The sequence below is a fragment of the Streptomyces sp. NPDC050161 genome (assembly GCF_044460025.1).
Lineage (GTDB): Bacteria > Actinomycetota > Actinomycetes > Streptomycetales > Streptomycetaceae > Streptomyces.
The window spans coordinates 323,132-340,546 of sequence record NZ_JBITJM010000003.1; the positions used below are offsets into that span (position 1 = coordinate 323,132).

The 17,415-nt window shown below is 69.2% G+C and carries 13 protein-coding genes; all 13 read left to right on the forward strand.

What is annotated here, in order from left to right:
* The first annotated feature begins 93 nt into the window (after positions 1 to 93).
* Positions 94 to 723, forward strand: a complete 630-nt coding sequence (locus ACIBK8_RS06855; RefSeq protein ID WP_399040531.1) for a winged helix-turn-helix transcriptional regulator — start codon at positions 94 to 96, stop codon at positions 721 to 723.
* 405 nt (positions 724 to 1,128) lie between these two features.
* Complete coding sequence (locus ACIBK8_RS06860; protein WP_399040532.1) at positions 1,129 to 2,868, forward strand: condensation domain-containing protein; 1,740 nt, start codon at positions 1,129 to 1,131, stop codon at positions 2,866 to 2,868.
* Positions 2,869 to 3,035: 167 nt separating this feature from the next.
* Positions 3,036 to 4,058, forward strand: a complete 1,023-nt coding sequence (locus tag ACIBK8_RS06865; protein ID WP_399040533.1) for an LD-carboxypeptidase — start codon at positions 3,036 to 3,038, stop codon at positions 4,056 to 4,058.
* Between the two features lie 990 nt (positions 4,059 to 5,048).
* Entirely contained in the window at positions 5,049 to 6,395 is a 1,347-nt protein-coding gene (locus tag ACIBK8_RS06870; RefSeq protein WP_399040534.1) for an SUMF1/EgtB/PvdO family nonheme iron enzyme, read from the forward strand.
* Between the two features lie 13 nt (positions 6,396 to 6,408).
* On the forward strand, positions 6,409 to 7,158 hold the full coding sequence (locus ACIBK8_RS06875) for a class II aldolase/adducin family protein (protein WP_399040536.1): 750 nt from the start codon (positions 6,409 to 6,411) through the stop codon (positions 7,156 to 7,158).
* 31 nt (positions 7,159 to 7,189) lie between these two features.
* Positions 7,190 to 8,275, forward strand: a complete 1,086-nt coding sequence (locus ACIBK8_RS06880) for an LLM class flavin-dependent oxidoreductase (protein WP_399040538.1) — start codon at positions 7,190 to 7,192, stop codon at positions 8,273 to 8,275.
* 26 nt (positions 8,276 to 8,301) lie between these two features.
* Complete coding sequence (locus ACIBK8_RS06885; protein ID WP_399040539.1) at positions 8,302 to 10,158, forward strand: non-ribosomal peptide synthetase; 1,857 nt, start codon at positions 8,302 to 8,304, stop codon at positions 10,156 to 10,158.
* Positions 10,155 to 11,888: a condensation domain-containing protein gene (locus tag ACIBK8_RS06890; protein ID WP_399040540.1), complete on the forward strand. Its 1,734-nt coding sequence runs from the start codon at positions 10,155 to 10,157 to the stop codon at positions 11,886 to 11,888. The genes ACIBK8_RS06885 and ACIBK8_RS06890 overlap by 4 nt, the downstream gene beginning before the upstream one ends.
* 53 nt (positions 11,889 to 11,941) lie before the next feature.
* Positions 11,942 to 13,108 carry a PLP-dependent aminotransferase family protein gene (locus ACIBK8_RS06895; protein ID WP_399040541.1) on the forward strand — a complete coding sequence of 389 codons (1,167 nt, stop codon included), beginning with the start codon at positions 11,942 to 11,944 and terminating at the stop codon, positions 13,106 to 13,108.
* Positions 13,105 to 13,614 (forward strand): pyridoxamine 5'-phosphate oxidase family protein, encoded by a 510-nt coding sequence (locus tag ACIBK8_RS06900; protein ID WP_399040543.1) that lies wholly within the window; start codon positions 13,105 to 13,107, stop codon positions 13,612 to 13,614. Before ACIBK8_RS06895 ends, ACIBK8_RS06900 begins: the two co-directional genes overlap by 4 nt.
* Positions 13,607 to 15,070, forward strand: a complete 1,464-nt coding sequence (locus ACIBK8_RS06905; protein WP_399040544.1) for an MFS transporter — start codon at positions 13,607 to 13,609, stop codon at positions 15,068 to 15,070. Before ACIBK8_RS06900 ends, ACIBK8_RS06905 begins: the two co-directional genes overlap by 8 nt.
* Positions 15,067 to 15,798 (forward strand): class I SAM-dependent methyltransferase, encoded by a 732-nt coding sequence (locus ACIBK8_RS06910; protein ID WP_399040545.1) that lies wholly within the window; start codon positions 15,067 to 15,069, stop codon positions 15,796 to 15,798. Before ACIBK8_RS06905 ends, ACIBK8_RS06910 begins: the two co-directional genes overlap by 4 nt.
* Before the next feature lie 109 nt (positions 15,799 to 15,907).
* Positions 15,908 to 17,407 carry an AMP-binding protein gene (locus ACIBK8_RS06915; protein WP_399040546.1) on the forward strand — a complete coding sequence of 500 codons (1,500 nt, stop codon included), beginning with the start codon at positions 15,908 to 15,910 and terminating at the stop codon, positions 17,405 to 17,407.
* Positions 17,408 to 17,415: the final 8 nt, after the last annotated feature.

Below are 17,415 nucleotides of genomic sequence, written 5' to 3' on the forward strand. Positions count from 1 at the left end.
TCACCGCGGCGCGGCGGCTTCCGTATCCCTCACCGTACTTGGTTTTACCAAGTTGCCACTTGGAAAGTCCAACCGATTGTCTATGCTGGTGTCATGCCGCGCCGAAGTTATGACCAGTACTGCGCCGTCGCCCGAGCCCTGGACGCCGTCGGCGACCGCTGGACGCTCCTGATCGTCCGGGAACTCCTGGGCGGAGCCCGCCGCTACACCGAACTCCACGCCGACCTGCCCGGCGTCAGCACGGACATGCTCGCCTCCCGCCTCAAGGACATGGAGCGCGACGCACTGGTCACCCGCCGCAGACTCGCCCCGCCAGGCGCCGCCTTCGTCTACGAACTCACCGGGCGCGGCCGGGCGTTGCTGCCGGTGCTCACCGCACTCGCCGACTGGGGCGCGCCCGACCTCGGCAGCCCGCGCCCCACCGACGCGGTACGCGCCCACTGGTTCGCCGTACCGCTCATGACCCGCATCGCCGACCACTTCGCCGACGGCCCCGGCGTGCTCGACGTCGTCCTCGACGAAGGCACCTTCCACCTCACCCTCGACGGCGAAGCGCCCGGCTACCGCGAGGGCCCCGCCGAACACCCGGACGCCCGGCTCGAAATGGACGCCGCGACCTGCGCCGACCTCGCGTACGACCGCCTCTCCCTCGCGCAGGCCATCGCAACCGACCGGATCGCCGTCACCCCGCCCGACGGCACGACGGACGACGCCCACGCCTGAATGACGGGCCGGGGGGCTCTCTCTGGGCGCGCACCGATGGCGATTGCCGCTGGGGTGCGGCGATGTGACGAGGCGTCAAAAAGTGTCCTGGGGTGCCGTCCGACGGGCCGACCGCCTTGTTTTGGAAGCGCAACGGGTGGGCAAGACGGAAACGGATGGGCAAGAGGGAACTGGTGAGGCGCCAGAAACGATCACGACGGTGCCTGATCTGCGGAACGGCGATGAACGGTCGGACGGCGAGTTTGCGCTCGGCGTCCGGAGGGGTGTGACCGTGGGTGCGCTGCATCGACCGCGGTGACGGGTGAGCGCGGTGACCGACCTCTCCGGACGCTGCTCTGCCAGGGCGGTGACAACTGGCCGAACGAGGCAGGTCGAGGCGGAGAATCGCGCGACAAGGAGAGCACCGTGCAACCATCCCGGGTGGCAGAGATCCGCTTTTCCGGCTGCCGTCGCGACACCCGGCGTCTGACGTGGGCGCAGCGCCTTCTGTGGAATGACACGCAATGGCTCAAGCCGGAGGATCACTTCTACAATCAGGCTCTGCAATTCAAGATCCCCGAAAGGCATTCCACGCGGGACGTCTTGGCTGCCTTGGGCGCTCTCGTGCAACGCCATGAGGCGCTGCGGACGCGCTTCACCGTCTCCGACGGCGGAGAGCCGATGCAGGAGGTGACCGCGGAAGGCGCCCTGTCGGTCGATATCCTGTCAACCGGTCCAGCCGAAGTCGATGCGGTGGCACGTGAATGGCTCGACATCCATCACGACATTTCTTTCACCTTCCCCGAAGAGTGGCCTACGAGGGTCGCGGTGGTCGAGGTCGACGGCTCGCCGAACCGGGTCCTGTTCGTCATCTCTCACATCACCATCGACGGGGTGGGCGAGCGCATACTTGAGGATGAATTCCACCGAATCGTGGCGGAGGGCGCCGAGTCCGCGTTGCTGCGGAGCGCGGCGTACCAGCCGCTGGACCGGGCTGCGTACGAGGCGACGCGGGAGGGGATCCGGCAGTCCGAGAGCACGCTCGGCTACTGGGAGGCTGCGTTGCGGGCGACACCCGCGCGCATGTTCTCCTACCCCCAAAGGGAACCCGCCCGGCCGCGCTACGTGAATGTGTCCATGAATTCGGAGGCGATCTCCGAGTCGCTGAACATCCTCGCGGGCCGTTACCGCGTCACCAACCCCGCCGTACTGGCCGCAGCGACCGCGGCGGTGCTGAGTTCCGTCACCGGAAACAGCAACGTCCTCCTCAAGACGGTGAGCAACAATCGATTCGTCGAGGACTTCAGCGACATGGTGGGCATTGCGCTGGGAAACTCCCTCATGGCGGTTCCGGTCGGACACCGCGGATTCACCGAAGTCATCCGGGACGTCGGGAAGACGGCTATAGACACCATCATGAATGCGCAGTGTGACCCCGTCGAACTGTACGAGCGCGTGGCACGCCGGAACCACGAACGCGGCGTCTACACCGACCTCTTCGAAGCATTCATCAACGACCGCCGGTACCTCAAACGCCCGGGAGCCGGCACGGAACTTTCCGGCGCGGAACTCCGCAAGCTGGCCGAGAAGTCCACCGTGTACGTGAACGGCAGCTGGGAGCGGAAGAACGCCACGTTCTTTCTGGACGCGGGCCCCAACGTGCCGGGTGGCGACGACATATTTCACATCATGGCGGACACCGCCTTCCTTTCCACCGCGGAGATCAAGCAGCTGCTGCGCGGCCTGGAGACGCTCCTCGTCACGGCAGTCGACCGGGAGGTGCCCTGCGCGGAACTCCCGGACCTCATCGGCCTGCCACGACCGGAACGGGGCGACGGCTGGAAGCTCATCGACCGGTGCTGGGTTGATATGGCACAGGCATCGGACGTTCTGCGCCAGGTGTCGGGCAGTACGGACGCGGCCCTCTTCGCCGTTGACTCCGGGGCGGGGGAGGAGTTGGTGGCGTATGTCCGGAGCGATGACCCCCGGGCGACCCCGGAGAGCATTCACCGCTCCTTTGTCGCCGCACTGGAAGACCATCCCTCGGTGGTGGCCCCCGGCCGGTACGTCATCTGCCGCAGCGCTCCTGAGCTGCCCGCAGCAGACGAAGCCGCCTGGATGCGGCAGCCGGTCGTCCATGCGGGCACCGGACGCACAGGTCGCTGAACTGGGCGGCTGCGGGCGGGAATTGGTGCCGCACCCGGTCCGTCTGCGCAGGGCGATGACTGGGCGCGCGGCACCGGTGAAGGCGCTGCACGACAGCGCCAACAGGGCACCAGCGGTCGATCGGTAAATGTGTAGCGGGTTGCTACGGGTGCCGGGATACTGCGCCGGTGACCCGTGCTGCACTGCCTCAACTGCTCCGGCCTCGCGCCCTGGCGCCCGGAGACCTCGTCGTCATCGCCTCGCTGTCCGGGCCGCTCGGTATCGATCAGGTGCCCGGACTCGACCGGTCGGTGGCCGTGCTTGAGCGGATGGGATTCCGTGTGCGCCGGGCGCCGCTGCTCGAAGCGGGGCGGCATCATTGGTGGAGCGCCGCTCCGGCGGCGGAGATCGCCGAGGAGTTCAACGGTCTTCTGCGTGATCCTGAGGTGCGCGCGATCATCGCGCATGACGGCGGCCAGACGGTGCTCGGATACCTCGACCTGATCGACGTCGACGCGATCTCTGCCGATCCCAAGCCGATCCTCGGCTACAGCGACATCTCGCTGCTGCATCTGGTGCTCCATGCGCGCACAGGTCTGGTCGGATTCCACGCCGATTTGGCCACCCCTGGGCTCGGCGAGGCGTGGCAGGCCGCACCCGTGGCGCGTAGAGCGGAACTTGAGCGGCTCTACTCGACGCTGCTGACCGGTACGGAGCCGATCGGCGCGCTGCCGGCCGGCCCGTCGTGGGAGTGCTGGCGTGCCGGTCGTGCCGAAGGCCGGCTGATCGGCGGGGTGCTCAATCGCCTCGTGCTGGCGCAGGCGACGCGTTACGCGCTGCCGCTCGAACGGTTCGACGGCGCGGTGCTGTTCTGGGACGAGATGGGCGGCCACGCCTCGCATGTGTGGAGCTATCTGCAGGTACTGCGGCACTGCGGCGTCCTCGACCGGATCTCCGGCATGGTCGTGGGCGTTCCGCGCGAGATCGGCGGACTCGGCGCGCCCGACGCGTCCCCGACTCTCCCCGAGATGGTCCTCGACGTCATCGGCGACCGTGACATCCCCGTCCTGGGCAACGTCGAGTTCGGGCATGCCGGCCCGAATCTGCCGATGCCGGTCGGCATCCATGTCGGCCTGGATGCGCGGCAGCGGACATTGTCACTGCTCGAACCTGCGGTACGGCCGTCCATGGTGACGGGACCGGCCGGCTGAGCAACACGGCGCCGGCCTTGATGTGCCCGTCCTCGGGGGCGGCCTCGCGTCGGTGATCGCGTAGGTGGGCGAAGACGACCGTGCTGATCTTGGCCGGATCGAGGTGCCTCGGCGCGCTGCGCGGGGTCCAGTTCGGGAGCGGGTGGCGGGGCAGGCCGAAGGCGGCGAGTTCTTGCCGGCTCCGTGTGGATCGGTGCGCTAGGCGAACTCCGCGATACGCGAGGCGAACTCCGCGACCGGGCAGCGTACTTGATGCCGCGTCGGCTCCTTACGCAGGGATTGTGGAGGAAGCCGGGGCGAACGGGAGTGGTGAGGCTGGGGTGGTGCGACGCACACGGCATCTTTGTGGATCTTGGAGTGTGGAGAACTCTATGATCAACGGGGATTGTGTTTGCCCGTTCTTGAGGCTCACTGCCTATGCCGACGATCAACTGACCCAAGTCTGGATGAGCCGGGCAAATACCGGGGCTCTGGAGTCGCGAGGGCGCTTTCTAAACCCATATGTGGCTACAGGAACTGGTCGGTAGGGGAAGCGTTTCGGCCAGATGATGTTTCTCTGAGGTGGGGTCTGGAAGCGCGCTAATTCATGCTCTACGATCAGTTCATCGTACAGTTGATCTCCGACCTTCAATGAGTCTCACTTATCGCTGTACATTCCTTGAAAACTTCTACGCCGAAGGTGTCCGCGGCGTCTGGAACCCTCCGACGCCGCTCGTTCTATGGCATACCTTCGCGATTCCCTGGAATGGCCGGCTCAAGCTCTGGCCGGCCTCACGAGCGGCCGTGGAAACCGTCCACGGCTTGTCAGTTGCTCCCTCTACTGGTGAAGGAGGTGACCAGACATGACCGCCGAAGACTTCCTGGCATCGCGCGAATCGGGTGAGGCCGCGACGAAGTGGTAGTCGCCGCCAGCAGATAAGTGAGTGCCGGGTGATCCTTGTGTTCACCCGGCACTCATCCGGCAGACCGTGACAACAATAGGCTGGGGTAATGCTGCACGAGCTTGTGGATGGAGCGCTCCTGAGGTCTCTCGGTGGCCAGGAGTACCGCGACAGAATAGCGAAAATCGAGAAGGCGCTGACCGGTGCGGCGACCTCCGAGCTGTCCGTCCAGGAACTGCGCGAGTGGGCCGTGGGGCACGCCGACTGGAATGTGCGGCGGCTGGCCGTGCAGACCCTGGCGGACCGCTTCATCGAGCACGCGGAGGCCCGCGAGGCGATCAGTGAGGCGATTCACGACGACGTGGACTGGGTTGCCTTCACCGCCATCAAAGTCGCAGGTCAGCACCGCATCGCAGAGGCCGTGCCGCACATGATCCGCATCTCGGGATGGCCCAGCAACTTCACCAAACCGGCCTATGCGCGCAAGCCTGTCGGCTGCGGTGCCGCCTTCACCAAAAACGGGCTGCTCAACTTCTTTCAGTCGACCGACTTCCAAGAGTTGCGCACGCTGGAGAACGAGCACTTCGCCGACCTCCACGCCAAAGTGGCAGCGGAGGCGCGGGAGCCCGATCTGAGCGATGCGGTCCTCATTCCGGCCGGGCCGTTCATCGCGGGGGCCCGAGTGCTGGAGATCGGCCCGTTCCAGATGGACAACACCGACAATCCGCTGCGGGCGGAGGAGTTGCCGGCCTACTACATCGACCGGACCGCGGTGACGAACCGCCGGTATTCTGCTTTCCTCGCCGACGTCGGAGAGAGCCGTGAATTCTCTCATCCGGATGAACCGGAAGGAAAAGACTACACCCCGGCTCACTGGCATGACCTGCGTTTCAACCACCCCGACCACCCGGTCGTGGGGGTCGACTGGTACGACGCCTACGCATTTGCCCGGTGGGCCGGAGGGCGACTGCCTTCGGAAAACCAATGGGAGAAGGCGGCACGCGGTACGGACGGACGGGTGTACCCCTGGGGTGACACCTGGAGCAATGAAAAGGCTCAGAGCGTCTTCGCCGCTTACCGGAAGGACGACATCAAGGATCTGGCAGAGCTGGAGGAGCTGCTGGTTTCCACGACGGTGAGCTGGCCCGAAGACCCGGTGGCACCGGCCGATTCCTACCCGCAAGGTGCCAGCCCGTACGGCCTGCTGAACATGGCGGGAAACGTCTGGGAGATGACCCGGACCAACTTCTTCACCAGGGAGGACATGGCCCCCTTCTTCCGGGGGCGGTCCAACCAGGAATTCATGAACCGCCCGGAGGCATTCCACGTGCTGCGCGGCGGCACCTGGACCTCGCCCCCGGTGTGCCTGTCCACCTTCTACCGCGGGAAAGACCTGCTGACGGACCGCCACAACGAGGTGGGGTTCCGCTGCGTCTACGACGCCCCTGCAACGTGATGTAAGGAGTGGCATGCCTACTTCCACACCGCCGGCCGCCTTCCCGGACGCGGCCGTCGTCCCGGACCGGGACCAGGTGCGACAGTCCCTGGTGGAGGCGATCCACCTCCTTGCAGCCCTCGGCTACAGCGAAGGTCTCGCCGGCCATGTGAGCGTCAGGGATCCGGAGGACGACAACGCCTACTGGGTCAACCCGTTCGGTCTTGACTTCCACCACGTGACGCCCGATGACCTGCTGCTCGTCGGCTCCGAAGGCACCGTCCTGCGCGGAACCGGCGCCCTCAACCCCTCGGTGGACCCGCTCCACGGTGAACTGCACCGCAGCCGCCCGGATCTGACCGCGTTCGCGCACACGCACTCCATGTACGGCAAGACATGGTCCTCCCTCGGCCGCCGCCTCGACCCCCTCACCCAGGACGCCTGCGTCCTGTACCAGCGGCACGGCGTCTACGGACAGTTCCTCGGCCTGGTCAACGCCCGCAGGGAAGGCAAGGAAGTCGTCAAGACGATGGGCGACGGCACCGCGGTCATCATGCAGAACCACGGCTTCCTCACCGGTGGACGCAGCATCGGCGAAGCGGTGTGGCTCTTCATCGTGATGGAACGCGCCGCCCAGGCCCAGCTCATGGCCGAGGCATCGGCGTCCGAACCGCTGCTGATCCCGCACGATGTCGCGGTGGATACCGGACGCGCGCTGGCCAAGCTGGAGTTCGCGGACCGGCAGTACCGGAACTTGTACGAGACGACGTGCCAACGGCGCTGACGGTGTCCGCCGGAGAGAGGAAGCGAACCGGATGAAGCTAGGCATCAACTTCCTGCCCACGGTCGGGCCCGCGGAGGCGGCGGCCGACCAGTTCTACGACGAATGCCTGGAACTGGGCGCGGAGGCGGACGAACTCGGTTTCCACCACGTGAAGATGGTCGAGCACCACTTTCACGAGTGGGGAGGCTACAGTCCCGACCCGGTGGCGCTCCTGTCGGCCATGGCCAGGCACACGCGCCGGGTGCGGCTGGTGACCGGTGCCGTGACTCCGGCGTTCACCCATCCGATCAAACTGGCCTCGTCCCTGATGGTCCTGGACAACCTCTCGCACGGCCGACTGGACGCCGGCTTCGGACGGGCCTTCCTCCCTTCGGAGTTCGCCGCGTTCGGCGTGGACATGGACGACAGCCGGGCGCTTCTTGAGGAAAACGTCGAAGCCATCCATCGTCTGTGGACGGACTCCGGTTTCCGTTGGGAGGGACGCTTCCACCGCTTCGGTCCGCTCCCTCCCCTCCTGCCCCGGCCGGCCCAGCAGCCCGCCCCGCCGGTGTTCATCGCGGCCACGACATCACCCGAGACCTTCGTCTGGGCGGGACGCCACGGCTATCACCTCATGGTCATGCCCGTGGTGGCGAGCCACGAGAAGCTGACGGGTCTGCTGCAGAGCTACCGGCGGGCCAGGGTCGAGCACGGTCACTCCCCAACCCACCGTCTGCACGTCAGCTACCACGCCTACGTCGCCGAGAGCCACGCCGAGGCGGTCGAGCGGGCCGAGGAACACTACGAGGCATACCGCGACAAGCAGATCGAGGCGTACAGCAGCTGGCGGGGAAGCGCCTCCGCGCAGTATCCGGGGTACGAGCGCATGGAGGCGTCGGCCCGCAGCACCAAGCTCTCCGACCTGATGGCGGCGGACAAGGTCGTGATCGGCGGGGTGGCCGAGGTGGGAGCCGCGCTGCGTCGCATCCACGACCTCTACCCGGGGGCCGAGATCAGCCTCCACTGCCGCTACGGATCGATCACCCAGCCCGAAGCGCTGCGTACCGTACGGCTGTTGGGGGAGAAGGTCCTGCCCGACCTGGCATCGATCGGCCCCGAAGAAGCCGGCCAGGACTGATCACGACGACAGGCGGTCCCAGAACCATGACCCACAGTCCGGTGACGTCAACCCGGCCGTCGACCACGCACGGCCGCGTCGAGCTGATGGCCCGCACGTACCCTCGTGCGACCGCCCTGATCAGCACGGGGGAGACGCTCAACTACGCCGAACTCGACGCCAAGGCGTCGGGCCTGGCCCGGATCCTGGGAGAGCACGGCGTCGGGCCAGGCACCACCGTGGCCGTCCGGCTGCCGCGCTGTGTCGACCAGGTCGTGGCGACCCTTGCCATCTGGAAGCGCGGTGGCGCGTGTGTGCCCGTCGATCCGCTGCTCCCCTCGCAACGTGCCGAACGGCTGCTGGCGCTCTCCGGTGTGCAGCTGTCGATCGGCCCCGGCTGCCAGGTCCTTCCGGAGACCACGGCGGGAGGCGGTCACCGGTGGTTCGCCGACGCTCCCGAGCCGGAGCGGATCGCCTACGTCTTCTTCACGTCCGGCTCCAGCGGTGAACCCAAAGCCGTCGGTGTCCCGCACTCGGGAATCGTCAACGAAGCGGTGTGGACGGCCGGGACCTACCGCTTCGCCCCGTTCGACACGGTGGGCAGCTGGCTGTCGTCGCCCGGGTTCGCCATCACCCGTTGGGAGCTGTGGTCGCCGCTCGGCGCCGGAGCGGCCGTCGCGATCGCCGACGAGAGCACGGAATGGGACGCCGAAGCGGTCCGGACGTGGCTCCTGGAGTCAGGCGTGACCTGGAGCGTCGTGGTGACCCGCCTGGGCGAGCAGCTGATGGCGCTGCCCTGGCCCGATGACACCGCCTTACGCGTGCTGATCACCGGAGGCGAGCAACTGCGCTCATGGCCGGGCGATGTGCCCTTCGACGTGGTCAACTCCTATGGCATCACGGAGACATCGGGAGTACGCCTGGTCGCCCCGTTGACCTCGCGTGGAGCCGTGGACGAACTGCCGCCGATCGGCGACGTGATCGACGGCACTCAAGCCCACGTGCTGGACGACGCCCGGCACCCCGTACCGGACGGCGAGACGGGGGAGTTGTACATCGGCGGCATCGGGCTCGCCCGCGGCTACCTGGGGCGTCCGGGACTGACCGCGGCGACGTTCCTGCCGGACCCGTTCGCCGGCGGGGGGCGGCGGATGTACCGCACCGGCGACCTGGTGCGCCGCGGCGCGGACGGGCAACTCCGGTACGTCGGACGCAATGACGGCGAGAAGAAGACCCGCGGTGTGCGCCTCAACCCCGCCGAAGTGGAGGCGGCGCTCCTGGAGCACCCCGCGATCGACGCCGCCGCGGTCCGGGTACGGTCCGACGCGGTCACCGCGTACGTGGTCTGCGGCGCGGACGCCGCCCCTCCGGTGCACGACCTCAGAGGCTTCCTCGCCGAACGGCTGCATCCGTCGACCGTGCCCAAGACCTTCGTCCGGCTGGCCGCCCTGCCGACGCTGCTGAGCGGCAAGACGGACCGTGCGGCACTGCCGGAGCCCGGTCCTGACAACGTCATCGCCGACACGTACGCGGCGGCGTCAGGCGCCGGCGAACGCGCCGTGGCCGAGGCGTTCGGCACCCTGCTGGGCGCCGGACGGGTGGGCCGCGACGACGACTTCTTCGCCCTGGGCGGCGACTCACTCGGAGTGGCCCGGCTCATGACCGCGCTCACCGGGCAGTTCCGCATCGAGGTGCCCGCCGCCGTGCTGTTCGAGGAACGCACCCCCCGGCGCATCGCCGCCGCACTCCGCCTGCCCGCCACCGGCCGCCCCGCCCCACCGGACGTGCCGCCGCCACCCGGGCCGACGGCGGACGCGGCGGCCACCACGGACTGGCTGGACACACTCAGCGACGACGAGGTCGAGGACCTGCTCACGGTCATCGACCGGACAGAGGGCACATGACGAGGGGGAACACCGCACCGACGAGCGCACGCCGGCAGGAACTGGCCCGGCACCTGAACGGTGCCGCCACCCGCGACGCACCGCTGGTCCTGCCACTCAGCGGGGCACAGCGCGGACTGTGGCTCCGCGAGCAGCTGATCGCCGGCACCCTCGCGTACACCGAGACCGTGGCGATCGACATCGAAGGGCCGTTGGACACCGCGGCCCTGCGTACCGCGATCAACACCGTGGTCCGTTCCCAGGACTCCCTGCGCACCGCCTTCGTGGTGGGCCGTTCCGGGCCGGTGCAGGTGGTGCGACCGCCGTCCGCCGTCGAGGTGCCGCTGGAGGAGGTGCCGTACCCGGAGAGCCAGGACGGGCCCGACGACCTCCTGGACACCGTGGTGCGGGACGGCCTGCTCGTCCCCTTCGACCTGGGACGGGCGCCCCTGCTGCGCACCCGGCTCTACCGGGCATCGGAGACGCGCGCCACGCTCGCCCTCGTCGTGCACCACCTGGTCTGGGACGGCGGCTCGATGGCGGTGCTGCTCAACGGGCTGGCGGATGCGTACGCAGCGGCCGGCGGCCGGACGCGCGCCCCGCAGGCCGCAGGCGAACCCGCGCCGTCGTACGCCGACGTGGTGCGGACGGTGCGGGCCCGCGAGGCCGACGCGCAGCACCGGGCCGCCGCGGACCGCTGGGCGGACCGGTTCGCCGACGTGCCCGCCGGAGCACTTGCCCGGTCGGTGCCTGCCGATGACCTGACACCGGATCGCGGCGGACGGCGCAGCGGCGTGATCCACCGCGAGATCACCCCGCCGGTGTGGCAACGGCTGCGCGCCGAGGCGGCAGCGGCCGGATGCACGACGTTCATGATGGGGATCGCCTGCCTGACGGCCGCCCTGCGCAGCGGTCCCGCGCCGCGCCCGGTCCTGGTCTCCGCGCCGATGTCCGTACGCCCCCAAGAGGCGGCAGGGCAGATCGGTTACTTCACCAACACGGCGCCGCTCGTGGTGACCCCTCCCGAGGGCGCGTCGCGCCGGGCGTTCCTGGAGGAGGTGCGGCGCAGTTGCGTGGAGTCCTGGACGCACCGGCACGTACCGCTGGAACACCTCGTCACCGCGGCCAGGACCCGCCACACCGGGACCTCGCCCTTCGAGAGCGTGCTGTTCAACAGCTTCAGCTCGACCGCGCCCGTCCAGGACGGGACCGGCCGGACGTGGACGGCTCGTTGGCTGCCGAGCCGCGGCCCCCGGTGCGACCTGATGGTCTCCTGGGACGAGACGGACGAGCGGATCCTGGCCCGCTTCGAGTACGACGCGGACCTCATCACGGCCGATGACGCGGGCCGGATCGCCGACGCCGTGCTGAGTGCGGCCGAGCACCTGGCCTCCGGCACGGAGGTGCACTACGACGAACTGCCGCGGTGCGCGACGCGGGCCACGGCCTCGCGGCCCGCCCGGGACGTGCCCCCGCCCGCGGAGCCGACCGCGGTGGAGGTGCCCGCCCGGATACGCCAGGCGGCCGAGCACGTCTGGCGCGAGATCCTGGGCATCGAGGAGACCGACCCCTTGGACGACCTCGACGACTTCTTCGCGCTGGGCGGGCGCTCCCTGGAGGCGGTGCGCATCGCCACGCGGCTGAGCAGCAGCCTCGAACGGCGTGTCCCGCCCCGCATGGTTGCCGAGGCCGAGTCCTTCGGCGAGTTCCTCACGCTAGTCGCCGCAACAGAGAGGGAGAAAGCCGAGTGAAGCCCGACCAGCACCGGGGTGGAGCCGTGCCCCTGGCATCGAGGACATCACGGTTGCGTTCCTCCGCGATCGGATCGGTCCTCAGGCTCGCGGAGGCCCCTGGGATCATTCCGCTGGCCGCGGGCAGCCCCGCCCGGGAGATGTTCCCGAACGCCGACGTCCAGGAGGTGACGAGCCGGCTGCTCAGGGACGACCCGGACGCCTTGCAGTACGGCGATACGGCCGGGCTGGCCGACCTGCGCGAGTGGATCGTCTCCCGCAACGCCACCCGCCTGGGCATCACCGGCCGGCCCGAACACGTGACCCTGACGCACGGTTCGCAGCAGGCGCTGGACCTGATCTGCAAGACGCTGATCGATCCCGGCGACGTCATCGTCGTGGACCGGCCGTCCTACATCGGGGCCCTCCAGGTCTTCCGGCTGTTCGAGGCTGACCTCGTACCGGTCCCCTTGGCCGACGACCCACAACTCGGCGAGCTGAGCGCCGCGTTGCAGGACGGACTGCGTCCGCGGTTCCTGTACGTCGTATCCAACTTCGCGAACCCGACCGGCGCCACGCTGTCCCTGGTGCAACGGCAACGCCTGGCCGAACTCGCCGACCACTACGGCTTCTTCCTCGTCGAGGACGATCCCTACGGAGAACTCCGCTACGACGCGCACGACGGCGACCCCCTCCCCGCACTCGCGTCCCTGTCGGACCGGGTGCTGAGGCTGGAGAGCTTCTCGAAGGTCCTGTTCCCCGCCGCCCGCCTGGGCCATGTGACCGCGCCCGCCGAGCTGGCACCGGTCATCGGGATGTTCAAACAGGCATCCGACCTGGGCAATTCGGGATTCATCGAACGTGCCGTACTGGAACTCGTCACCCGTCCCGGCTTCGCGGACGCGCGCATCGAGGCGGCCCGATCGCTCTACGCACAGCGGCGGGACGCCCTGGTCGCGGGGCTCCGCCGGTACTTCGGAGACTCGCTGGACTTCGATGTGCCCGGCGGCGGCTTCTTCGTCTGGGCCCGCTTCACCGGCGCGACGAACGCCGAGGACCTGCTCACCGGCGCCCTCACCCATCGGGTCTCCTACGTGCCGGGTACCGACTTCTACGCCGCCGACCCCGATCGCGGCACGCTGCGGCTCTCGTTCTCCGGAGTCGGCCCGGACGAGCTGACGGAGGCCGCGCACCGCCTCCACCAGGCATGGGCCGCGGGCCAGGGCGGAGCGGCCGGGTGAAGCGAACGTGGAAGGCCACGCGGCGCGGGAGCGCGTTCGGTCCGCTGACCGGCGCGCCCTTCGACGTCCCCGCGTTCCTGGCGCGGCCACTGGTGGCCCGGCTCGCCACGGACGGTCCGGTCGTGCGGCCGGTCTGGTACCTGTGGGAAGACGAGTCGTTCTGGGTGTTCACCGGGTCCTGGTCCCGGCTGCCCGACCGCTTGGCCCGCAACCCCGCCTTCGAGTTGGTGGTCGACGTCTGCGACCCGGGCACCGGGCTCACGCGGCAGGTGGTGGCATCCGGGCGTGGGCGGACGGTCGCGTTCGACACCGCGCGGGCCCGCCGCAAGCTCGTGCGGTATCTGGGCCCTGACGAGTCACGGTGGGACGCCAGGTTCGCCCTCAGCGAGTCCACGGCGGCGAGCGGCGCACTGTGGGCCCGGTTCGATCCGGACGTGCTGCGGGTCGCCGACCTGTCCTTCACACCGTCCGCGATCGAGCCGGGCACGGTGGTGGCCCATGACTGAGAAGCCGGTGGAAACCGAGGAGCAGGTCAGCCGCTCCTACCGGGAGGTGCTGCGCAACCGGCGCCTTGCGGCGCTGCTCATCGGTGACCTGTTGTCGCAGGTCGGGATGGGCACGGTGATCGTGGCGATGCCCATCCAGACGCTGCGCATCCACGGGTCGCTCGCCCCGGCCGTCGCGGTCTCCGTGGTCGAGACCGCGCCGTTCGTGCTGTCCACCGTGCTGGCGCTGGCGCTGGGTCTCGGCAGGCTGCGACTGCCGTCCCGTGCGCTGCTGCTCGTCGACTGTGTGCTGCGGCCCGTCGTCTTCTTCGCGCTGGCCGTGCTCTCCGCGACGGACGAGCTGACGCTGCCCGTCCTGGTCGGCGGGCTGCTCGTCGGCTCCGTCTTCCGTCTGGCCGGGACCAGCAGCCGCCGCCTCCTGGCGACCGGCATGGTGGACAAGGAGGATCTGTTCGCCGTCAACGGGCTGATCGGCGTCAACAGCAACTTCGCGATGTTCGTCGTCGGGCCCGTGATCGGCGGCCTGCTGGTGGCGGTCTGGGGGCCTGCGGCGGCGCTGAGCTTCGATGCGCTCGGCTCGGTGGTGCTGCTCGTCGTCGTGGCGCTGTGGGTGCCGGCGCCGCAGCAGGAGGATGCGGAGGCCGACGCCGCCCCTGCCGCGGGCTGGCAGATTCTGCGCAGCAGGCCGCTGCTGGCAAGGCTCTTCGTCGTCATCTTCTTCTTCAATTTCTTCTACATGCCGGTGGAAGTGGCGCTCCCGCTGCTGGTCCGCGGCCCGCTGGACTCCGGAAGCGCGGGTCTGGGGCTCGCCTGGGGTGCCTTCGGGGCGGGCGCGTTCCTGGGAGCGCTTGCCACCAACTACGTGCGCCGGGTGCCGGAACGCGTGGTGCTGATCGCCATCATCGCCCTGTGGGGCCTGTGTCCGCTGGCGCTCTCCGTCGCGGGGAACCTGCCCGTCGCCATGGTGGTCTTCGCGCTGGGCGGTCTGGTGTGGGCGCCTTTCATCCCCGTCGCGTTCAGCTTCATCCAGTCCGAACTCGGCCCCGACGAGCAGCAGCCCGTGGTCACGCTCTGGGTGGCGGGCTCCACGCTGGCGGTCCCGCTGGGTCTGGCGGCGGGCGGCCCCGTGATCGACGCGGTCGGCAGCCGCGGGGGCCTCGCCCTGTCCGGCGCACTGACGCTGGCGCTCATTCCCCTGGCCGGGGTGGGACTGTTCGCCGTCCGGAGAAAGAGGTCGGAAGTGCCCCGAGAGACCGCCGTGACCACATACGACGTCGTGGTCGACGGCGAGGAACAGTACTCGGTCCATGACAGCGGCCGGCCGTTGCCCGAAGGGTGGCGCCCGGAGGGCTTCAGCGGGACCGAGGAGGAGTGCCGACGCCACATCGACGAGGTAGGGACCGCGCTGCGTTCTCCCGAAGGGGCGGCGCACACCCGGAAGGAGACACAGCAGTGAAGGCATTCGACAGCCCCTCCGCATGGGACCGGATGGAAGCGTACGACGCGACGCCCTGGGCCGCAGGCGACGACGAGGAGGCAGCCAGTGCCTTCCTCGCCAAGGTCGCCGACGGCGGCCCGGCACTCGAACTCGGTATCGGGACGGGCCGGGTGGCACTGACCCTGGCCAGGTCCGGCGTACCGGTCACGGGTATCGAATCGTCCCCGAAAATGCTGGAGCAGCTGCGCGCCAAGCCGGGCGGCGCCGAACTGGACGTCGTCCTGGGGGACTTCGCCGATGTGCCGGTCGAGGGCGCATTCAGCTTGGTCTACTGCGTTTACCACAGTTTCTTCCTGCTCCTCACGCAGGAAGAACAGCTGCGCTGCTTCCAGAACGTGGCCGACCGGCTGAAGCCCGGAGGCGCCTTCGTGCTCCAGACCTTCGTTCTGACCGCCGATCAGTACGGCCAGAACGACTGGACCGACACCATGCACCTCGGCGACGACGAGGCGGTCCTCCTGATGAGCCTCCACGACGCGGACGAGCAACGGGTCAACCGTCAGCAGATAGTCCTGACCACATCGGGGTCACGCTTCTACCCGATGTCCTTCCGCTACGCCTGGCCGTCCGAGCTGGACCTCATGGCGCGCATGGCCGGTCTGACGAGGGAAGAGCGCCTGACGGGGTGGGACGGCGAGCCCTTCCCGCATCCGGGGCACGTCACCGTGTACCGGAAGAGCGAGTAGGGGAACCTCCGAGCGCCCGGCCCGGCCGCCGAGTCGGCCGCGCGACCGGCCGGGGCTGAAGAAGGCCACCGCACACCGAACCGCAGCACCCGCTGGAGGGGCGCACAGGATGATCCTGGCGGCAGATGCATTCCTGAGACATGCCGAGCGGTCGCCCGATGCCGTCGCGCTCCTCGGCCATCGGGGGACCTGGAGCTACCGTGAACTCGCCGATGCCGTAAGAGAGTTGGCGGAACGGATCGCCCGTCTCACACCACCGGGCTCCTTGATCGCGCTCGACGCGGTTGACGCTTCGGCCGGCGTGCCCGCGCTGCTCGCCGCCGGTCTGAGCCGACGTGCGCTGCTGCCCTTGGACCAGAGCTACCCTCGGGCCCGTCGTGACGCGGTGCTCAACGACGCCCGCCCGGTATTGGTCCTCCGCGACGACGGGAGCGGGGGCGGGCTCACCGCCGAGACGATTCCCCGCACTGCGGAATCCCCGCCCCGCACCGGACTCGAAGACGTCGCATACGTCATGTACACCTCTGGTTCGACAGGTGTGCCCAAAGGCGTTGCCGTCTCCCACCGGGCACTCGGTACCCGCCTCGGCGGGCTCGCCCGCACCCCCGGGTTCGCCGCCGGTGAGGCCATGCTGGCGCTGACCGCGCTCTCCTTCGACATCTCCCTGGCCGAACTCCTGCTCCCGCTACAGGTCGGTGGCGCCGTGGTGGCCGCCCCGGCGGAGGCGCGCGGCGATCCTGACCTCTTCGCGGAGACCGTCGACCGGTACCGCCCCGACGTACTGCAGGCGACCCCGAGCTTCTGGCGCCTGGTGACAGCCGCCGGCTGGAAAGGACTGCCCGGCAGCCGCATCTGGTGCGGCGGTGAGGCCCTGACCACACCCCTTGCCCAGGGCCTGCTTCCCCGCACCGCCGAACTCTGGAATCTGTACGGCCCGACGGAGGCCACCATCTGGGCGAGCGCCCAACGGGTCACCGACCCGCGGGCCATCGGCCTGGGCAGTCCACTGCCGGACACTGGCCTGCACCTCAACCCGCTGGAGGCCCACAGGCTTGCGGGGCACAGCCCTGACGCAGCGGCGGTCCACCCGGCCGACGGCAGCATCGAAGGCGAGATCCTCATCCACGGAGAATGCCTCGCCGATGGGTACCTGGACCGGGACGAGCTGACCGCTGACCGCTTCACCGGCTTCGCTCTTCCCGAGGGCGACCGCCGCTGCTACCGAACGGGCGACCTCGGCCGGCTCCACACGGACGGCAGACTGGAGTTTCTCGGCCGGCTCGATCAACAGGTGAAGATCCGAGGACACCGGATCGAACTCGGCGATATCGAGGCGGCATTCGAATCCCACCCGGCAACGCGCGAGGCGGTTGCCGTCCTGCTGCCCGGGGACGAGACGGCCGGCCGCCCCGCCGAGGTCGGCCTGGCCGTCGTCCTCGCCGCGGGCGGGCAGGCCACCTCACGTGAACTGCGCAGGTGGGCGGCCGACAGGATCCCGCGCGCCCTGACACCGGGCCGGATCACGGTCATGGACCGACTGCCGCGCACACCCGCAGGCAAGACCGACCGCCTCGCCCTACGGGCACAGCTTTCCGCGCAGGATGCCTGACCCGAGGG

Excerpts from the sequence above, each read along its gene's own strand:
- ACIBK8_RS06855 (WP_399040531.1), top strand. The coding sequence starts at position 94 with ATGCCGCGCCGAAGTTATGACCAGTACTGCGCCGTCGCCCGAGCCCTG.
- ACIBK8_RS06870 (WP_399040534.1), top strand. The coding sequence starts at position 5,049 with ATGCTGCACGAGCTTGTGGATGGAGCGCTCCTGAGGTCTCTCGGTGGC.
- ACIBK8_RS06875 (WP_399040536.1), top strand. The coding sequence starts at position 6,409 with ATGCCTACTTCCACACCGCCGGCCGCCTTCCCGGACGCGGCCGTCGTC.
- ACIBK8_RS06880 (WP_399040538.1), top strand. The coding sequence starts at position 7,190 with ATGAAGCTAGGCATCAACTTCCTGCCCACGGTCGGGCCCGCGGAGGCG.
- ACIBK8_RS06885 (WP_399040539.1), top strand. The coding sequence starts at position 8,302 with ATGACCCACAGTCCGGTGACGTCAACCCGGCCGTCGACCACGCACGGC.
- ACIBK8_RS06890 (WP_399040540.1), top strand. The coding sequence starts at position 10,155 with ATGACGAGGGGGAACACCGCACCGACGAGCGCACGCCGGCAGGAACTG.
- ACIBK8_RS06905 (WP_399040544.1), top strand. The coding sequence starts at position 13,607 with ATGACTGAGAAGCCGGTGGAAACCGAGGAGCAGGTCAGCCGCTCCTAC.
- ACIBK8_RS06915 (WP_399040546.1), top strand. The coding sequence starts at position 15,908 with ATGATCCTGGCGGCAGATGCATTCCTGAGACATGCCGAGCGGTCGCCC.